Below are 16,940 nucleotides of genomic sequence, written 5' to 3' on the forward strand. Positions count from 1 at the left end.
GTTCCCTTCCCGCTCAGGCGGTGGCGGTCGCGTAGCGGTTGGCGGGGCGGGACAGGCCAAGCAGGCCGCGCAGGGTGTCGGCCTCGTAGGCGCTGCGGAAGGCGCCGCGGCGCTGGAGTTCGGGGACCAGGCCCCGGGTGATGGCCGGCAGGTCGTGTCCGGCGACGGCGGGGCGCAGCCGGAAGCCGCTCAGGCCGGTCGCCTGCAACTCCTGCAACAGGTCGGCGAGTTGGGAGGGCGAGCCGGTGAAGATCCGGGCGTCGCTCCGGTACTCCTCGCCGGCGAGGGCGTCGAGGCGGTCGCGACGGGCAGCGGCCTCGGCCGGGTCGTCGTCGAGGAAGACGACCAGGTCTCCGAAGATGTGCAGCGGCTCGGCGGCCCGCCCTGCCCGCTCCTGTTCGGCGCGGATCTCGGCGACGATCGCACGGGCCTGGTCGCTGTCGTGCGGGGTGACATGGCCGACGTCGGCGGCGCGGGCCACCAGGCGGTAGGGGACCGTGTCGTGCGCGAGGGCGGTGACCAGGGGCTGGCCCTGCGGCGGGCGCGGGGTGATGGAGGGCCCCTTGACGCTGAAGTGGCGGCCCTCGAAGTCGATGTAGTGGAGTTTGTCGCGGTCGATGAACCGGCCGGTCGCCACGTCCCGGATCTCCGCGTCGTCCTCCCAGCTGTCCCAGAGGCGGCGGACGACCTCGACGTAGTCGGCGGCCTCGTCGAAGAGGTCGCTCACCAGTTCCTGGGTGGCGGGGGCGTCGTAGGCCTCGATGCGGGGGATCGTGCGGCGGCCGAAGTGGGCGGCCTCGGTGGGGCGGGCGGTGATCTGGACCCGCAGGCCGGCGCGGCCGCTGCTCACGTAGTCGAGGGTGGCGATCGCCTTGGAGAGGTGGAACGGCTCGGTGTGGGTGGCCACCGCGGTCGGCACCAGGCCTATGTGCCGGGTGAGCGGGGCGATGCGGGAGGCGACGAGGACGGCGTCGAGCCGGCCGCGTACCTGGTCGGTGCGGTCGTCCGGGTCGAGGAAGTGGGAGGACTGCGGGCCGAGGCCGTCCTCGATCGTCACGAAGTCGAGCAGTCCGCGCTCGGCCTCGGCGACCAGATCGGCCCAGTATCCGGCGGTGAACAGCTCACGGGGTCGGGCGACGGGCTCACGCCAGGAGGCGGGGTGCCAGCCGGTGCCGTCCAGAGCGACGGCGAGATGCAGCGGGGAGGAGGAGGTCGAGGACACGAGGGTGCCTTCCTGGAGGTCCGTACGAGAGCGCCGGCCTGCGCGCAGGGGCTGCGCGGGCACAGGGCGGGGGCGAGCAAGGCGGAATGGAGGCGCCCCGGGCCGAATGCTGAGGGAGGGTCAGGAGCGACAGAGCGCGCCGGCCACGCGCTGGAGGTCGATGTGGGGCCGGGAGTGGAGGTGCACGGCGTGGCGTATGCGGGTCACGTCCACTCCCCCCTCTTTCCGGGCGCCGGACGGCGCCTCACACATCTCGTCATGAGTCAGAACGCCCCGGTCTCGTCGGATGTTCCCGGTGTGCGCACCGAGACGACGGTCGAGCGGCGGCGCAGGGCGAAGCCCAGGGACTGGTACAGGCGGATCGCCGGGGCGTTGTCGGCGGCGGCGTGCAGGAACGGGGTGTCGCCGCGCTCGCGGATGCCGTCGCCCACCGCGCGGATCAGCCGGGTGGCGAGGCCCCGGCCACGATGGGCGGGGTCGGTGCAGACGGCACTGATCTCGGTCCAGCCGGGCACGCGCAGACGTTCGCCCGCCATGGCGGTCAGGCGGCCGTGGTGGCGGATGCCGAGATACGCGCCGAGGGCGATGGTCCGCCGGAGGAAGGGGCCGGGCCGGGTGCGGGCGACGAGGTCGAGGATCTCCGGCACGTCGTCCGGACCGAGGCGTACGGCCTCGGGCGCGGGTTCGGTGCGGAACCCCTCGGTGGCGACGAGCTGCACGCCCTCTCCCCCGCCGGTGATCTCCCAGCCGTCGGGAACCCGGTCGACGGGCTTGATCCGTACCGTGGTTCCGGGGCCGACGAGGGTGTGCAGGTCGGCCCAGGCGGCCGGATCCCCGGGGTCGGCGAGGGCGGCGAAGGCGTAGACGTCGGCCGGGTACCGTGCGGCCCGGCCGACCCGCTCGGCGAGGTGGGCGTGCGGGCCGCTGAGCGCGGCCCAGACGGCGTTGTCGAGGGGGTGCGGGTGGGCGGCGGTCGGAGCTCCGCCTCCGCGGAGGTCGATCGGGGTGGCCACGGAGGCGGAGTCCCTTCCTGTTCGCTTGCTGCCGTTTCTAACTCAACCCGCTTCTTGCGCCGCTGCGCTGACGTAGCGTCAGGAGTTGTCCAGCGGCAGACCGGGCGGGTTGATCTCGGACTTGGCGACGGCCTCGTTGGAGAGGTTGTAGGCGGCCAGCCACTTGGCGTACTGCCCGTTGTCGATGAGGTGGTTGATGGCGTCCGCGAGCGGCTTGGCGAGGCCGCTGTCCTTCTTGGCGGTGGCCGCGATCAGGCCCTGGAGCGTTTCGCCGGCGCCGGAGAAGGTGCCCGCGCTGCGCGTCGCGTTGGTCGTGGCCGCGGTCTTGGCGACGTTGTAGGCGATACCGGGGTTGGGGCCGAAGAACGCGTCGATCTTGCCGCTGCCGAGCGCCAGGTAGATGCCGTTGCGGTCCGGGTAGTACTTGATGGTGAGCTTCTTGCCCTCGGACTCCAGCTTCTTCTTCCACTCCAGGAGGATCTTCTCCTGGTTGGTGCCGGAGCCGACGGTGACGGTCAGGCCGGCGAGGTTCTCGTAGTTGCCGTCGAAGTTCCACTTGTTGGACTTCTTGACCTCCCAGCCGAGGTTGTCCTGGCGGTAGGAGGCGAACTCGTACTTCTTCTTGCGCTCCTCGGTGTCGGTGACGTTCGAGAAGGCGACGTCGACCTTGCCGCTGTCGATGCCGACGAAGAGGTTCTCCCAGGTGAAGTTCTTCGTCTCGGGCGTCAGGCCGAGGACCGCGGCCACCAGCCGGCCGAGGTCGGGCTCGGCACCGGTGAGGGTCTTCTGGTCGTCGCCGACGTACGCCAGCGGGGCGAAGCCGGAGGGCAGGGCGCCGATGCCGATGTTCAGTTTGCCGCTCTTCCTCACGGCTGCGGGCAGTTCGGCGCTGATGGACTTGACCTCGGACACCTTGAGGGTGGTCTCCTTGGCGGCGCCGTTGGACACCCGGCCGACGGTCACACTGCCGGCGGCGGCGCTGTCGGCCTCGGTGGCGGCCTCGCTGTCACCACCGCAGGCGGCGAGCCCGGTGGCGAGGGTGGCGACCGCGGTCGCCGCGGTGATGCCGCGAATCAGGCTGCGTCGGGTGAAGTGGGCAGACATGGCCGTCCTTTGTGACTGGATGAGAGAGGGTGGCGTGGGGGAGGTCGTGGGGCGCGTCGGCGCGCGGTGGCGTCAGAGCACCTTGCTGAGGAAGTCCCGGGTCCGCTCGTGCCGGGGCCTGTCGAGGACCTCGCTCGGCGGGCCCTGTTCGACGATCCTGCCGCCGTCGATGAAGACGACCTTGTCGGCGACCTCGCGGGCGAAGCCGACCTCGTGGGTGACGATGACGAGGGTGGTGCCGCTGGTCGCCAAATCCTTGATGACGGCGAGGACTTCGCCGACGAGCTCGGGGTCGAGCGCGGAGGTCGGCTCGTCGAAGAGGATGACGCCGGGGCGCAGCGCGAGGGCGCGGGCGATGGCGACCCGCTGCTGCTGCCCACCGGACAACTGCCTCGGGTAGGCGGCGGCCTTGTCGGCCAGGCCGACCCGGCCGAGGAGTTCGCGGGCCAGTTCCAGGGCCTGGTGCTTGGCGAGTTTCCCGGTCGCGACCGGCGCGGCGGCGACGTTGTCCAGCACGGTCAGGTGCGGGAAGAGGTTGAAGTTCTGGAAGACGAAGCCGATCCGGCTGCGCTGGGTCAGGATGGCCCGCTCGCTCAGCTCGCGCAGCCGGTCGCGGTGCCGGCGGACGCCGATCGGCTCGCCGTTGACGCTGACGTAGCCGATCTCGGGCTTCTCCAGGTGGTTGACGACCCGCAGCAGGGTGGACTTGCCGGAGCCGGACGGGCCGAGGATCACGGTGACCTCGCCGGGCCGCACGGTCAGGTTCACCCCGTCCAGCACCCGGTGGGCGCCGTACCACTTGTGCACGTCGTGCACCTCGACGGCGGCGGGCACGACCCCGGCGGTCTCGGTGGTCTGCACGGTCTCGGTGGTCATACGGCGGCCTCCCGGCGGATGCGGGCCCGCAGGTCGGCGAGACCGGTCCGCAGCTTCTGCAACGGCGTCGGCGGCAGGGACCGCGTGGCGCCCCGGGCGTAGTACCGCTCGACGTAGAACTGGACGACGGAGACGAGGCTGGTCAGGATCAGGTACCAGACGGTGACGACCAGCAGCAGCGGCACGATGTCGCCGGGGTAGGTGGAACCCATGGTCTGCGCGGTGCCGAACAGGTCGAGCAGCGACACGTAGAAGACCAGCGAGGTGGACTTGATCAGGCCGATCAGCTGGTTGACGTAGTTCGGGGTGATCGACCGCAGGGCCTGCGGGAAGACGATCCTCCAGAACTGGTAGCGCTTGGGCAGGCCGAGCGCGGCGGCCGCCTCGTGCTGGCCCTGGTCGACGGAGAGGATGCCGCCGCGGACCACTTCGGCGGCGTAGGCCGCCTCGTTCAGGCTCAGACCGACGACGGCGATCACCATGTCGGTGGCCAGCCGGGACTCGTCGAAGCGGAAGAACGCCGGGCCGAAGGGGACACCCACGCTCAACGTCTGGTACAGGGCGCTGAAGTTGTAGAGGAAGAGCAGCACCACGATGAGCGGGATGGAACGCAGCGCCCAGACGTAGGTCCAGCTGACGGCGCGCAGCACCGGGCTCTTCGAGAGGCGGGCGAGGGCGAGCAGGATGCCGCCGAGGAGGCCCAGCACCGCGCTGTAGGCGGCGACTTCCAGGGTGATCAGCAGTCCGTCGAGGATCACCGGCCGCAGGAACCAGTAGCCGAAGCGGTCCCACTGGTAGAAGGGGTTGGAGACCAGTCCGTGCGCGAACTGCGCCACCAGGACCAGCACCACGGCGGTGGCGATCCAGCGGCCCGGCCGGCGCAGCGGCTGGACCCGCTGGGCGGTGAGCTTCTCGGGCGGGGTGTCGATGGCGGGTGCGGCCTCGGCGAGGGTCACGGCGCCTGGGGGTTCACTCATGAGGGGCTCCGGCGGGAGTCGGACACCCCGGGGCACGGCAGACGTGGGCGGCGGTATGCGCTTCGGCGGGGCGGCGGGGACCGCTCGGCGGCAGCGAACAGGGCACGGCGCACGGATGCGTACGGAAGACCGGGGTGGGGCGGACAACGGCACACCGCTCGGGCGGTGTTCGTCAGGAACGCGGAGGCGGGGCTGCGGGGTGAGGGGGTTCGTTCAGCCCCGACAGCGGGCACGGCCCGGTGCGGTACACAGTGCGCTGTTCACACGGAGGAGGTCGACGGCGCGGTTGGCGACGAGGATGTCGAGATACGGCCGTACGCAGCTTCGGGGGCGACGGGGCGCCGTCCGAGGAGCTGCGTACATGTCCGTCACCATCACTGTTCCGGCCCCCGAGGGGCCCTCGCGCTTACCGATGCGTCATTACCGAAACGTCGGTCCGGTCGTCACCTGGGGCACCCCACCGCGGAGCGAGGGTTGCCGGTCAGCTAGCCAGGGCTTGTCGCTGACGCTCATGACCGTTCTGGGCCGTAAGTAAGACAGTTGCCCGAACGAATGTCAACGGCGGTCCAGTGGATGGACCGGGTCAGGGCCGCCTGACCTGCGGTCGGACCGTCGTACCGTCCGACGCGTGGGTCTCCCAGTCCAGGATCTGGACGGCGGCGCCGGCGGCCTCCAGACCCTGGCAACGGGCGTGGTGGCGGCGGGCGATGGCGTCCAGGTCGAGGTGGGCGCCGAAGGCCGGGTGGGCGGCCAGACGGCGGGCGTAGGCCCACAGGGCGGGGTGGTCGGCGATGCGGTGCACGGCGGCCGCGTCCAGGTGGTAGCGGTGCACGGTGTCGAGCTGGACCAGTGCGACCCACAACTCCACGTCGGCGGCCGTGATCTGATCGCTGATCAGATGTTCGTGGGCTCCGAGCCCCCGCTCCAGCACTCCGAGCGTGGTGAGCAGCGTGTCGAGCGCGGCGGCGCGCTCCGCCTCCTCCGTGTCGGCCGCTCCGGCGCGTTGGGCGGCCTCCTCGATGCCCTGGGCGCACATCCGCTCGACGGCCTCGATCTGCGACTCGGCGCCGCACGGGTACAACGCGGCCCGGCCGCCACCGAACCTGCGGGCGAGGTCGCGGGCGATGTCGGGGCCGTGGCTGCTGACGATGCGGCCCGACCAGTCGTCGCTGAGCACCGGCGCGAGGGCCGGCCCGGTGTACCGGTGCGCGCTGGCGTCGTACAGCGGGCGCAGCGCGGAGTGGCCTCCGTCGGGGCAGTCCGGGACGGCGGGCAGGAAGGTGACCGGGCAGGCCCTTTCCAGGCCGAGGAGGCTGTGGGTGACGGCGATGCGCAGACAGTCGGGGTCGGCCGCCGCCAGATGGAGGCGGTAGCGGCGCGGCACCGCGTAGTGCCCGCTGCGCGCGTCCCGGCCGATGCGGCCCCGGAAGGCGGGGGCGGGGCGGGCGGACAGGTGGGCGGCCAGTGGTGTGACGGACATGACTCTCCCCGGGGGCGGGACGCACGGCGGACGTGCGCGCGGCGGATGCGACGTCGAAGGAGGAGGTGCGGACCTCGTCCGCGCGTGCCGGGTGCGGCCGCGTCCAGGGGACACCGCCGGTGCGGTTCGGCGCGGGACGGACCCGGCTCAGCCCTGGGGCCTGATCGCGCTGGCAACGCGCTTCAGGTCGATGTGACGGCGGGAGGTGAGAAGGGGCGACGACCACGCCGTGCGGCTCGCGCGGCCGGTGATCGGCTCCTGTCGCCCCATTGTTTCCCTACCCGTTCACTAGGATTCCCGGATCGAGTGTCGATCCGCCTCGAGCCTCCGTCAAGGGGGCGTCCACCAGGTGAGTACCGGGCGGATGCGGGGGGTGCCCGGGACGAGCCCCGAGCGGCCCTCGGCGGAACCCGGGACGGGGCCGGAGTGTGACACCCGGACGGGGCCGGGGGTGGGACCCGGAGGGGGCCTGGGTGTGACACCTGGACGGGGCCCCGGGGTGGGACCTGGACGGGGACCGGGGTGAGGCCCCGACAGGGACGGGCGGGGCCCCGGACAGGGACAGATCAGGCCCGGGCGGGAACGGGGTGAGGCCGACGACCTGCTCCTCATCCGTGTCGGCCACCACGCACAGGCACACCAGGTCACCGTCGGCGGCCGGTTCGGCCGGTGAACCGGCGGTCCCGGCGGCCGTGTCGGCGAGGGGTTCGAGGCCGGCGGGGCGGCGAGGGGTTCGAGGCCGGCGGGGCGGCGGGCCCCCAGAGTGGTGGCGAAGCCCGCCTCTACGACCCGGCGGGCCAGGGCGCGCCCTGGCCGCCCGGTCCGATGAGACCCGCGCGCATGGGACGCCTCCTCAACTCTCCTTCCGCGGGCGCCAGAACACGGCCAGCAGACCGGCTGTCGCGACGACACCCACCCCGAGCACCACACCGGCGCCCGTCCATCCGGTCACGGCGATGTCCGCGGCCTCGTCCATCGAGTAGTCCCCCGGCCCCCACGCCCCGAGCGCCACCGTGAGGACGCCCAGGACGAGGACGTACTCGTACCCCTCCTTGAACACGAAGAAGCCGTTGCGGCGGTGCGCCAGCAGACCCGCGACCAGCATCACGGACAGCACGGCCGCGCAGGCCAAAGGCGTGAGGAAGCCGGCCAACAGCAGGACTCCCGCGCCGAGTTCGGTGAGGACGCTGAGCCAGGCCTGGAGTCTCGGGCGGGTGAGTCCGAGCCCGCCGAACCAGCCGGCGGTGCCGGATATGCCGCCTCCGCCGCGCCAGTGGTTCCAGCCGTGCGCCACCATCACCAGGCCGAGCACGAGCCGTACGAGCAGCAGTGCGGTGTCCGATGCCTCACTCATGGCCATGTCCCCTTCTCCGTCGGAAGCGCCCGCACCCCCGGCGCGCACTCCTCGACGAAGGCGAGCACGTGCCGGTGGTGGGCGAGAGCGGTACGGCCGACGCCGGTGTGGTGACCCGCGCCCGCCTGCTCGTGGCGTACCACCCGCCGGGCCCCGGTGAACATGGAAGCGAGGACCGCGAGGCTCTCGGCTCCGTTCGCCCCCTCGCACTCGGCGAGGGTGAGGCGCACGGCTGCCGGGACGCTCGCCGCGAGCCGGGCGAACTCCTCCTGTCCGCCTTCCCGTTGGCCCTCGTAGGCAGGCGAGGCCGAGCCCATGCCGCGGCGGCCGTCCACGTCGGACGGTTACCCGCGTGGCCGATGCCACAGCGCGCGGCGGGGGTCGGGCCGGGTCGCGGCGTCACTCCTCCCTCGCCCGTGCGGCGGCCGGGTGACGGACGCGGCCCAGGCCGCCCACTTCCATCCCGGGCAGCCGGGCGCCGCGCGGGTCGCCCTCCATCCGGACGGTGGTTTCGCAGCCCGCGAAGTGCGCCCGCCCACGATGGTGATCCGGGCCCGGGACCGGGCCGGCTTCGTGGTCGACGCCCTCCTCGTGCGCCGGGAAGGGCGACCGGGCGTCATCTCAGGTGCGGGGCTTCGTCGTCGCGGCGAAGGCGTCGGCGGCCGTGAGGTCGAAGTCGCCGTGGTCGCTGCCGAGCCCCTGCGCGACGAGCGCCGCGGCGGCGCTGCCGAGGACGGCGGCGTCACCCGGCGCCCGGCCCAGGCTCACGCCCCGCAGATAGCCGGCCGAGAACGCGTCGCCGCACCCGGTGGTGTCGACGACGTCGACCACGAAGGCGGGGACCGGTTCCGCGCCGTCCGCGGTCACCACGAGCGCGCCGTCGGCGCCGCGGGTGACGGCGACGACGCCCGCACCGGCGCCGAGCAGCTTGCGCGCCGCCGTCAGCAGGTCGTTCTCGCCGGTGAAGCCGAGGACCTGGTCCTCGTTGGGCAGCAGGTGGTCGATGTAGGGAAGGGCCGCCTCGATCTGCTCGAAGCTGCCGAGGACCCCGGGGGCGAGCAGGTCCACGGAGGTGACGACCCCGTGCTCCCTGGCGAACGACAGGATGCGCGTGGCGACGTCGACGCCGATCAGCTCCGGCCCGCCCAGGTGCAGATGGTCGGCTTCGGCGAGGGCCTCCCAGGGCACGTCGTCGAGGCCGTAGGTGATGTTGGCGCCGAGCAGGTGCAGTGAGGGGCGGTCGCCGTTGGGCCGGATCGGCAGGACGCTCGCGGAGGTGGCGGTGTCGGTGCGGCGGACGAGGAACTCGGTGTCGATGCCCGCCCGGTCGAGCAACTGCACCAGCATGTCGCCGGTCGGGTCGGAGCCGATGGCGCCGGCGCTGCGCACCTGCGCGCCCAGCTTGGCGAGGGTGAGAGCGGTGCCGCCCGCGGTTCCCGCGGCGGTCATCCGGATGTCCTCGACCAGCGTCGCGCCCTGGCCCTCGGGTATCTCCTGCACCGGCCGCACCAGTACGTCCAGGACGTGCACGCCCATGGTGAAGATCCTCATCGGCTTTCCCCCTTCATCGGCCTTCGGCCTCATCGGCTCTGTTCCTGCGTGGGTGCTACGGGGTGGGTGGTGCCGTAGTCGCGGGCGATCGCGGCCTCGATCACAGCGAGTTGCTGCTGTTCGTCGAGGAAGCGGGGCCGGCCCATGGCGGCCGCGCGCTGGTAGACGCCACAGGCCCATTCGAGGAGCAGCGCGTTGTCGACGGCCTTGTCGAGGGTCGTCCCGTGGGTGACCGCGCCATGGTTCGCCAGCAGGGCGGCGCTGCGGCCCTCGAGCGCGGTGAGCACCGAACCGGCCAGTTCGGGGGTGCCGAAGGTGGCGTAGGGCGCGACGCGCACCGTGCCGCCGAGGGCGAGCAACTGGTAATGGACGCAGGGCAGTTCGTCGAGGACGCAGGAGACCGCGGTGGCCATCGGAGCGTGGGTGTGGACGACCGCGCCGGTTCCGTAGCGGCGGTAGACCCCGAGGTGCAGGTCCAGTTCCGAGGTCGGCCGCAGGCTTCCGGCCACGACCTCGCCCTCGAGGTCGACCACGGTCACCTGGTCCGGGGTGAGTTCGGCGAGGACCGCGCCGGTCGCGGTGATCGCGACCCGGTCCTCGACGCGTACGCTCACGTTCCCGGCCGTGCCGATGAGGAGGCCTTCGGCCCCCAGGCGCCGACAGGCGTCCGCGACGGCGGCCCGCTCCTGACTCAGCGCCGAGCTTGAGGCGGTCATGGGCGCGAAGGTAGCGTAAACGTGAAACAAAGTCACGTTCAGATTTGGAGGCAGTTCCTTGGTCCACGCGACCACGGGTCCCGACGGTGGCGCTCCGCTGCGCCGCACGCCCCGGCAGGCGCGCAGCAAGGCTCGTCTGGCCCTGATGCTGGAGGCCGCCGAGCGCATCCTGGTCGGCGAGGGCGTCGAGGCACTCACCACGACGCGGGTCGCGGCCGTGGCGAAGGTGTCGGTCGGCTCGCTGTACCAGTACCTCCCCGACCGTGACGCGATCATCGACGCGCTCGCGTCGGGCTACTTCGCGCGCCTGGAAGACGTCATGGACGACCTGGTCCGCACCGCGGCGCGGGAGCGGTGGGCCGATCCGGTGGGCGCGCTCATCGACACGTTCGCCCGCGTCTACCGCACCGAGCACGGCTTCCGTGCCCTGTGGTTCGGCAGCGGGCTGACGGAGCGGACCCGGGCCGCGGACCGTGAGCACAAGCGGCGGATGGCCGACGGGATCCGCCGGGTGCTGCTCGTGCTGGGCCTCGCCCGCGACGACGAGAGGCTCGCGAGGGCCTGCCATGCCGCGATCCTCGCTGCCGACGCCCTCGCCCAGGAGGCGTTCCGCCGCGCCCCGGAAGGCGACACGGACCTCCTCGACGAGGCGAAGGCGATGCTGCGCTGCTACCTCACCGAGGTCGTCGCACGCTACGGGCGGCCGTAGCCGAAAGTCCGTGGCCACCGCTGCGGGACTGTCGATACCGTCGGGACCCGCAACCGACCGCGCCGGCGGTCGCCGCACCCGGAGAGCGAATCCCATGACCCTGACCAGGCAGCACCGAGCCACCACGACCCTGTGGCGGCCCACCGGCCCGAAGGAGCTGGAGTTGGTGCGTGAGCTCGGCATGCGTGCCTGGCCGCCCCGGTTGCCCGAGCAGCCGATCTTCTACCCGGTCCTCGACGAGGACTACGCCGTCCGGATCGCCCGGGACTGGAACGTCAAGCACGACGGCGCCGGCTATGTCACCCGGTTCGAGGTCGACTCCGAGTTCCTGCGCAGGTATCCGGTCCGGCAGGCGGGCGGCCGGACCATCCTGGAGCTGTGGGTGCCTGCCGAGGAGCTGGAGGAGTTCAACGCTCACCTCGTGGGCGAGATCGAAGTGGTGCACGTCTTCTCGTGACTCCCGGCACATCGGGGCCTCCGCGGCGTTCGCCGGCTGGGACGAGGCCTGGGGTTCCCCGGTCCAGCTGCTGCTCGACCTCGTCCAACTGATCGCGGTCGGGACGGGCACGCTCAAGTGCCGGCGGGCCGTCCGGCGCCGGGTGCGCGAGCGCCGGCACGGGCGCACGGCCGGGCGGCCGCGTAGGACGGGCGGACCGCGTAGGACGGGCGGACCGCGTAGGAGCGGTTCGGATGCCGTCGCCGTCGTCCGGGCATCCCCGGCCGGGCGGGCGGGCGCCGCACCGAGGTGCGGCCGCGGGTGTCCGATGCTGCAATGAAATCCGAGGACAGCGGGGGTTCGGACGCCGTGACCACCCAGGGGTGAAGCCGTGAGCGATGAATTCGTCGAAATGGGACCGATCGACTACGTGGTCGTCGAGTTTCCCGGGAACCGCATGACCGGCGAGGGCTTTCCCCTGCTGGTCGATCTGGTGGACCGCGGCCTCATCCGGATCCTCGATCTGATGTTCGTCAGGAAGGACGCGGACGGATCCGTGGTCGGCCTGGAGATCGCCGACCTGACCGGCGACGGAGCCCTGGACTGGGCCGTCTTCGAGGGCGCCTCCTCCGGCCTGCTGGGCCAGGACGACATCGAGGAGGCCGGCGCCGCGCTGGAGCCCGGCAACGCCGCGGGAATCCTGGTCTACGAGAACCTGTGGGCCGCGCCCTTCGCCACCGCCCTGCGACGCGGCGGTGCGCAACTGGTCGCCTCCGGGCGGATCCCGGTACCGGCCGTCCTGGCCGCGCTGGAGGAGACCGACGACGATCGGCCGCCGACGGCGTAGGCACTCCGCCACGGCGGATCACGGCCCGGGGCGGCCGCCCGGGTGACCCGCCCGCCGCGAACCGCCCGCCGCCCTTGCGGCCTGTCGGTCACTCCTGGCGCCGGGGGCCGGCGCCGGGGCCCGAGGACATGCGGGGAACATCCTCCGGTGGTCCAATGAAGGTGTCCGGTGCGCGCCCCGCGCGCCGGCAGGAGATGCCGTCTTCTTCGCGTCCTCTTCACGTGCCTCCGGCGAGAAAGGAAACCACCGTGCCAGGTCTCCTCCGCGGGGTCGCCCGCACAGCCGTGGTGGCTGGAACAGCGACCGCGGTATCGAACCGTGTATCACGCCGCCAGCAGGGGCGGTGGGCCCAACAGGAGCCTCAGCAGGCCCCTGAGCAGGCCTATCAGCAGGCCCCGCCGGCGCCGACCGCCGAGCAGCCGCCCGACATGAGCAGCAAGATCGACCAGTTGAAGCAACTCGGGGAGCTGAAGGCCCAGGGTGTCCTCACCGAGGCCGAGTTCGCCGACCAGAAGCGCAGGATTCTCGACTCCTGAAGCGAGGAGGCTGTACCGGAACCCCGGTACAGCCTTCCCTCTGCGACTTCGAAAAGTCGGGACGACAGGATTTGAACCTGCGACCCCTTGACCCCCAGTCAAGTGCGCTACCAAGCTGCGCCACGTCCCGAGGCGTTTCCGCTGCGGTGAGCTGCGGGAACGCGCAGGCCGAGCTTACCGCACAGGGGTGGGTGCGGCGGTCGTCACCTGGTGGGCGGCCGCGTCCGGCAGGCGGGTCGCGCGGCGGGCGGGGACCAGCAGGGCGGCGAGTGCGGCGCCCAGGCAGAGCACCGCGAGCAGGGTGAAGCCGTGGGTGTAGCCGGAGCCGTAGGGCAGACCCGACGGCTGGAGGCGGCCGGTGACCAGGACGCCGGTGACGGCGGCGCCGATGGACCCGCCGATGGTGCGGATGTTGGCGTTCATGCCGGTGGCGGCGCCGGTCTGGGCAGCGGGGACGCTGCCCACGATCAGGTTCGCCATCGACGCGAAGGCGAGACCGATCCCCAGGCCGAACACGCCTGCCACGAGGGCCACCTGCCACTGCGCGTCATGCCAGAGGGCGAGGAAACCCAGGGCGAGCGCACCGAGCGCGGCGCCGGTCGTGAGCAGCGCCTTGGCGCCGACGCGGGGCTCGAGACGGCCGCTGAGCACACCGGAGACGAACATCGCGAGGAGCATCGGCAGCATGAGGAGCCCGGAGGCGGTGACGCTCGCGCCGAAGCCGTACCCGGCCGTGCTCGGGGTCTGCACGAACCCGGGCAGGAAGGACCAGATCGCGTACATGCCCGCGCCGAACAGCAGGGCGGCGAGGTTGGTGGTCCACACGGCCGGCAGCCGCATGATGCGCAGGTCGATCAGCGGCGTTCGGGAGCGGGCCTCGGTGAACAGCCACAGCGCGAACAGCGCGACGGCCACGGCGAACAGGCCGATCACCCGGGCCGAGCCCCAGCCCCAGACGCCCGCCTGGCTGAGCGGCAGCAGCAGGGCGACCAGCCAGCCCGACAGGAGCACCGCTCCGATCCAACTGACCTTGCCGTCGGCCCTGTTGGGCGACTCGGGCACATAGCGCAGGGCGATCAGCGTGGCGGCCGCGACGATGCCGACGGGGATCCAGAACAGCCAGCGGTAGTCGAGCGCGGAGACGATCGGTCCGGCCGCGACCATGCCGACGCCACCGCCGGCGGCGATCACGGCGGACAGGTTGCTGATGCTGCCGGGCACCCGGGACGCGGCGAACTCGTCCCGGATGATGCCGAAGGAGAGCGGGAAGAGCGCTCCGCCGATCCCCTGGACCACCCGGGCGAGGATCAGGACGCCGATGTTCGGCGCGAGCGCGGCGAGCAGACAGCCGGCCAGGACGGCGAGCAGGACCCCGACGAGGGTGCGCTTCTTGCCGATGAGGTCGCCGACCCGGCCGAGGATCGGCGTGAACACGGACGCGGACAGCAGATAGGCGGTCATCACCCAGGTCGCGGTGGACTGCGAGGTGTGCAGCGCGTGCTGCACGGTCGGCAGGGCCGGCGCTATCAGCGACTGGAGCATGGAGAACACGCCGGCACCGGTCGCGAGGACCGCGAAGGTGAGGCGGGTGGACGTGCGGGGCATGAGGAGCCTCTCAAAAGGACTCTCGGGAAGCGGAGAAGGGGCCTCGGACTGCTAAAGTGGAGGCACCCCTCCACTGTAGCGGAGGCATCCCTCCGTTTCAACGAGTCACGCCCAGGAGGCAGCACGTGCCGGCTCAGCAGTTCCCCGTCAGCGAGATCGTCGCGGCCCAGCGCCCCGTCCGTAAGGACGCGGCCCGTAACTACGACGCACTGCTGGCCGCCGCGCGCGAGGCGTTCGCCGAGCACGGCTCCGAGGCGTCCCTGGAGGACGTCGCCCGGCGCGCCGGCGTGGGCATCGGCACGCTGTACCGGAACTTCCCGACCCGCCGGGCCCTGTTCGAGAGCGTGTACGCGGACGAGGTCAACGCGTTGTGCCGGTCGGCGGAGGAGTTCTCCGGCCTGGAGCCGTGGGAGGCGCTCACCGCCTGGCTCGAGCGGTTCGCCGGCTACATGGTCACCAAGCGGGCGGTGCGTGAGGCGCTGGAGGGCGAGTCGGAGATCTTCCAGGCCTGCCGTGAGTCGATGTACGCGGCGGGCGGGCCGCTGTTCGAGCGGGCCCAGCGGGCCGGGGCGGCCCGGGGGGACATGGACTTCGGCGATCTGCTGCGGATGGTCGCCGGCATCACCGCGACGGCCTTCGTGGACGACGCCCAGCGCGACCGCGTTCTGGCCATCGCGCTGGACGGGGTGCGCGCCGGGCGCTGATCTGGAGCGTCAGCCGGACAGCGGGTGCCGCGGGTCGAGCAGGTCCGCGATCCGTTCGGTGACCGTCTGGGCGGTGTTCCCGGCGGGGGCGTCCGGGCCCACCGTCGTGGACACCGCGATGGACAGCCGCTTGTCCGGCTCGTACGCCATCACGGCCGCGTAGCCGAAGAAGGACGGGTTCTGCACCACCCAGCCGTTCTTGACCACGACCCCGAGGCCGAAGTGGAAGTCCTCGGTCATGGGCAGGCAGACGGTGGCGGGGCAGTTGGCGGTGGGGTGCCCGAGACCGACCGTGCCCGGGTCCAGCTGGGTGCGGAAGGAGCGCTTCGAGAGCAGTTCGCCCGAGCCGATGGCCTGCCCGGAGCGGGCCAGGTCACAGATGTCCTGGGTCAGCACGGCGCCGGGGGCGGTGGTCCAGGAGGGGTTCCAGTAGGTGGACTCCTCATAGGTACCGCGTTCGTCGTCGTAGGCGTGCAGCACGGGCGGCGGGATGAGCGCGGTGTCGTTGTTGCGGGTGTTGCGCAGCTCGAGGGGTTTCATGACGCGTTCCCGCAGGAGGCGGTCGAGCGGGGTGCCGGAGATCTTCTCCAGGGCGCGGCCGAGGAGGACGAAGTTGGCGTGCGAGTAACTCCAGTTGGTGCCCGGCCGGTACCACAGGGGGTGGCTGAGGGAGATTCCGACGACCTCCTCGGGGGCCCAGTGCTGCCAGGGGTCGGCGTAGAGCCTCTTCAGGAAGGCCGGGTCGGTGACGTAGTCGTGCAGGCCCGACGTCGAGTCGCCGAGCATGCGCAGGGTGATCTCGTCACCGTGCGGCAGGTCGGGCAGCCAGCGGGAGACCGGGTCGTCGAGGCGCGCCTTGTGCTCCTGGACGAGCTGGAGCAGCACGGTGCCCATGAAGGCGATGCCGACCGAGCCGGTCCGGAAGTGCATGGCGGGCGTGGCGGGCACATCCGTGAGGGACTCGCCGTCCGCGCCGGTGACGAGTTCACGCCCGCCGACCGTGACCTTGACCAGGGCGGCCTTGAGACCGAGTTCCTTGCGGGCGGCGCGGACGAGGGCGAGGACCTCGCGCGCCTGGCCCCGCGGATTGCGCGTGGCGGCGCAGGCCCGGTCACGGGGACCGGGGTCGACGGCCGCGGCGGCCGTCTGGAGGGTCGAGGCGAGGAGTGCGGCGGCGCACAGCAGCGCCGTACGGGTACGCGTCATACGGGCACTATGGGCTGATCGCCACATCGACCCCGCGGGCAACACTCCCGGGCGGTGCCACCCCGGACCCGGACGGCCCTCAGGCACCGGAGGACGGTGAGCACGGAGGACTTCTCCGGTCGGCCGGGGGTGCGCCGGGTTCAGCACGGGACAGGCGCTCGGGGTGGGGCGGGGGCTGCCGCGTGCGAAGCGCCCCGAGCACAAGCATTTCCCGGTCACTCCGGGACCGACACACAGAATTTTCCCCGCCGGCCGCCCGACGCCGGGAATGTGCGTTCCGATTCGGACATGCGGTCCAGAGGAACCCATTTCCTGCGTTCGTTCATGTTTCTACGAGGTGAGTGGAGGGTGAACGGGACCGGCCCCGAAAGGAATTCATCCCATTTCCTACGCCTCGGCCCTCCGCCCACGACTGACCGAATCACTGCGGCTGGATACCGGCCGATCGTTCGAACGTTGACCAGTGAGTAATAAGCGCACTACCTTTCAACGCGTTTCGAGCACGCGCTTCAGAACGGCGTTCCGCGGTGTACCTCTGCCCGCTGGAATGCGGTGAGCCGCCTTTGCTGTCCCGAACCCCCCACCGTGCAGTCTCACCTTGATT

The 16,940-nt window shown here is 72.0% G+C and carries 19 protein-coding genes, 1 tRNA gene and 1 riboswitch; of the genes, 5 read left to right on the top strand and 15 right to left on the bottom strand.

What is annotated here, in order from left to right; genetic code table 11:
• Positions 1-13: 13 nt before the first annotated feature.
• The 12 genes from ACIPFH_RS15355 to ACIPFH_RS15410 form a co-directional block, all read right to left on the bottom strand.
• Positions 14-1,222, bottom strand: coding sequence for an LLM class flavin-dependent oxidoreductase (locus ACIPFH_RS15355; RefSeq protein WP_401826629.1), 1,209 nt, complete (start codon positions 1,220-1,222; stop codon positions 14-16).
• 120 nt (positions 1,223-1,342) lie between these two features.
• Positions 1,343-1,474, bottom strand: coding sequence for a putative leader peptide (locus ACIPFH_RS15360; protein WP_401826631.1), 132 nt, complete (start codon positions 1,472-1,474; stop codon positions 1,343-1,345).
• A gap of 11 nt (positions 1,475-1,485) precedes the next feature.
• Positions 1,486-2,235, bottom strand: a complete 750-nt coding sequence (locus ACIPFH_RS15365; protein WP_401826634.1) for a GNAT family N-acetyltransferase — start codon at positions 2,233-2,235, stop codon at positions 1,486-1,488.
• Positions 2,236-2,313: 78 nt separating this feature from the next.
• Complete coding sequence (locus ACIPFH_RS15370; protein ID WP_401826636.1) at positions 2,314-3,339, bottom strand: ABC transporter substrate-binding protein; 1,026 nt, start codon at positions 3,337-3,339, stop codon at positions 2,314-2,316.
• A gap of 72 nt (positions 3,340-3,411) precedes the next feature.
• Entirely contained in the window at positions 3,412-4,215 is an 804-nt protein-coding gene (locus ACIPFH_RS15375; RefSeq protein ID WP_401826638.1) for an amino acid ABC transporter ATP-binding protein, read from the bottom strand.
• Positions 4,212-5,192, bottom strand: coding sequence for an amino acid ABC transporter permease (locus tag ACIPFH_RS15380; protein ID WP_401826641.1), 981 nt, complete (start codon positions 5,190-5,192; stop codon positions 4,212-4,214). Before ACIPFH_RS15380 ends, ACIPFH_RS15375 begins: the two co-directional genes overlap by 4 nt.
• Positions 5,193-5,589: 397 nt before the next feature.
• Positions 5,590-5,709: riboswitch (SAM riboswitch) on the bottom strand.
• Positions 5,710-5,775: 66 nt separating this feature from the next.
• Entirely contained in the window at positions 5,776-6,672 is an 897-nt protein-coding gene (locus ACIPFH_RS15385; RefSeq protein WP_401826643.1) for a glutathione S-transferase C-terminal domain-containing protein, read from the bottom strand.
• A gap of 147 nt (positions 6,673-6,819) precedes the next feature.
• Positions 6,820-6,942 (bottom strand): putative leader peptide, encoded by a 123-nt coding sequence (locus ACIPFH_RS15390; protein WP_356263454.1) that lies wholly within the window; start codon positions 6,940-6,942, stop codon positions 6,820-6,822.
• Positions 6,943-7,525: 583 nt separating this feature from the next.
• A complete protein-coding gene (locus ACIPFH_RS15395) occupies positions 7,526-8,026 on the bottom strand; it encodes a DoxX family protein (protein WP_401826645.1) in 501 nt (166 codons plus the stop codon).
• A complete protein-coding gene (locus ACIPFH_RS15400; RefSeq protein ID WP_401826647.1) occupies positions 8,023-8,361 on the bottom strand; it encodes a hypothetical protein in 339 nt (112 codons plus the stop codon). Before ACIPFH_RS15400 ends, ACIPFH_RS15395 begins: the two co-directional genes overlap by 4 nt.
• A 286-nt stretch (positions 8,362-8,647) precedes the next feature.
• Positions 8,648-9,577 (bottom strand): carbohydrate kinase family protein, encoded by a 930-nt coding sequence (locus ACIPFH_RS15405; RefSeq protein ID WP_401826650.1) that lies wholly within the window; start codon positions 9,575-9,577, stop codon positions 8,648-8,650.
• 29 nt (positions 9,578-9,606) lie between these two features.
• Complete coding sequence (locus tag ACIPFH_RS15410) at positions 9,607-10,293, bottom strand: class II aldolase/adducin family protein (RefSeq protein ID WP_401826653.1); 687 nt, start codon at positions 10,291-10,293, stop codon at positions 9,607-9,609.
• A 58-nt stretch (positions 10,294-10,351) separates the two neighbouring features.
• Between ACIPFH_RS15410 and ACIPFH_RS15415 the strand changes: the two genes are divergently transcribed.
• From ACIPFH_RS15415 to ACIPFH_RS15430, 4 genes are all read left to right on the top strand, one after another.
• On the top strand, positions 10,352-11,002 hold the full coding sequence (locus ACIPFH_RS15415; RefSeq protein ID WP_401826655.1) for a TetR family transcriptional regulator: 651 nt from the start codon (positions 10,352-10,354) through the stop codon (positions 11,000-11,002).
• 94 nt (positions 11,003-11,096) lie between these two features.
• Positions 11,097-11,459: a hypothetical protein gene (locus tag ACIPFH_RS15420; protein WP_356265268.1), complete on the top strand. Its 363-nt coding sequence runs from the start codon at positions 11,097-11,099 to the stop codon at positions 11,457-11,459.
• A gap of 370 nt (positions 11,460-11,829) precedes the next feature.
• The gene (locus ACIPFH_RS15425) at positions 11,830-12,285 is read left to right on the top strand and encodes a DUF6325 family protein (protein WP_401826658.1); all 456 of its coding nucleotides are present in this window, start codon (positions 11,830-11,832) and stop codon (positions 12,283-12,285) included.
• A 248-nt stretch (positions 12,286-12,533) separates the two neighbouring features.
• Positions 12,534-12,821, top strand: a complete 288-nt coding sequence (locus ACIPFH_RS15430; RefSeq protein WP_401826661.1) for an SHOCT domain-containing protein — start codon at positions 12,534-12,536, stop codon at positions 12,819-12,821.
• 56 nt (positions 12,822-12,877) lie between these two features.
• On the opposite strand, the gene ACIPFH_RS15435 is transcribed toward ACIPFH_RS15430, so the two are convergent.
• Together ACIPFH_RS15435 and ACIPFH_RS15440 are read right to left on the bottom strand one after the other, a co-directional pair.
• A tRNA-Pro gene (locus tag ACIPFH_RS15435) sits at positions 12,878-12,951 on the bottom strand.
• 44 nt (positions 12,952-12,995) lie between these two features.
• Positions 12,996-14,426 (bottom strand): MFS transporter, encoded by a 1,431-nt coding sequence (locus tag ACIPFH_RS15440; protein ID WP_401826664.1) that lies wholly within the window; start codon positions 14,424-14,426, stop codon positions 12,996-12,998.
• Between the two features lie 125 nt (positions 14,427-14,551).
• Between ACIPFH_RS15440 and ACIPFH_RS15445 the strand changes: the two genes are divergently transcribed.
• Positions 14,552-15,130, top strand: coding sequence for a TetR/AcrR family transcriptional regulator (locus ACIPFH_RS15445; RefSeq protein ID WP_401826667.1), 579 nt, complete (start codon positions 14,552-14,554; stop codon positions 15,128-15,130).
• Between the two features lie 9 nt (positions 15,131-15,139).
• Here the strand turns inward: ACIPFH_RS15445 and ACIPFH_RS15450 are convergent, their stop codons facing one another.
• Positions 15,140-16,336, bottom strand: a complete 1,197-nt coding sequence (locus ACIPFH_RS15450) for a serine hydrolase domain-containing protein (protein ID WP_401826670.1) — start codon at positions 16,334-16,336, stop codon at positions 15,140-15,142.
• Positions 16,337-16,940 lie beyond the last annotated feature (604 nt).

Origin of the sequence: Streptomyces sp. NPDC088157 (genome assembly GCF_044741545.1) — a bacterium.
Classification (GTDB): Bacteria; Actinomycetota; Actinomycetes; order Streptomycetales; family Streptomycetaceae; genus Streptomyces.

Excerpts from the sequence above, each read along its gene's own strand:
- ACIPFH_RS15360 (WP_401826631.1), bottom strand. The coding sequence starts at position 1,474 with ATGTGTGAGGCGCCGTCCGGCGCCCGGAAAGAGGGGGGAGTGGACGTG.
- ACIPFH_RS15395 (WP_401826645.1), bottom strand. The coding sequence starts at position 8,026 with ATGAGTGAGGCATCGGACACCGCACTGCTGCTCGTACGGCTCGTGCTC.
- ACIPFH_RS15385 (WP_401826643.1), bottom strand. The coding sequence starts at position 6,672 with ATGTCCGTCACACCACTGGCCGCCCACCTGTCCGCCCGCCCCGCCCCC.
- ACIPFH_RS15370 (WP_401826636.1), bottom strand. The coding sequence starts at position 3,339 with ATGTCTGCCCACTTCACCCGACGCAGCCTGATTCGCGGCATCACCGCG.
- ACIPFH_RS15440 (WP_401826664.1), bottom strand. The coding sequence starts at position 14,426 with ATGCCCCGCACGTCCACCCGCCTCACCTTCGCGGTCCTCGCGACCGGT.
- ACIPFH_RS15410 (WP_401826653.1), bottom strand. The coding sequence starts at position 10,293 with ATGACCGCCTCAAGCTCGGCGCTGAGTCAGGAGCGGGCCGCCGTCGCG.
- ACIPFH_RS15375 (WP_401826638.1), bottom strand. The coding sequence starts at position 4,215 with ATGACCACCGAGACCGTGCAGACCACCGAGACCGCCGGGGTCGTGCCC.
- ACIPFH_RS15420 (WP_356265268.1), top strand. The coding sequence starts at position 11,097 with ATGACCCTGACCAGGCAGCACCGAGCCACCACGACCCTGTGGCGGCCC.
- ACIPFH_RS15390 (WP_356263454.1), bottom strand. The coding sequence starts at position 6,942 with ATGGGGCGACAGGAGCCGATCACCGGCCGCGCGAGCCGCACGGCGTGG.
- ACIPFH_RS15380 (WP_401826641.1), bottom strand. The coding sequence starts at position 5,192 with ATGAGTGAACCCCCAGGCGCCGTGACCCTCGCCGAGGCCGCACCCGCC.
- ACIPFH_RS15450 (WP_401826670.1), bottom strand. The coding sequence starts at position 16,336 with ATGACGCGTACCCGTACGGCGCTGCTGTGCGCCGCCGCACTCCTCGCC.
- ACIPFH_RS15405 (WP_401826650.1), bottom strand. The coding sequence starts at position 9,577 with ATGAGGATCTTCACCATGGGCGTGCACGTCCTGGACGTACTGGTGCGG.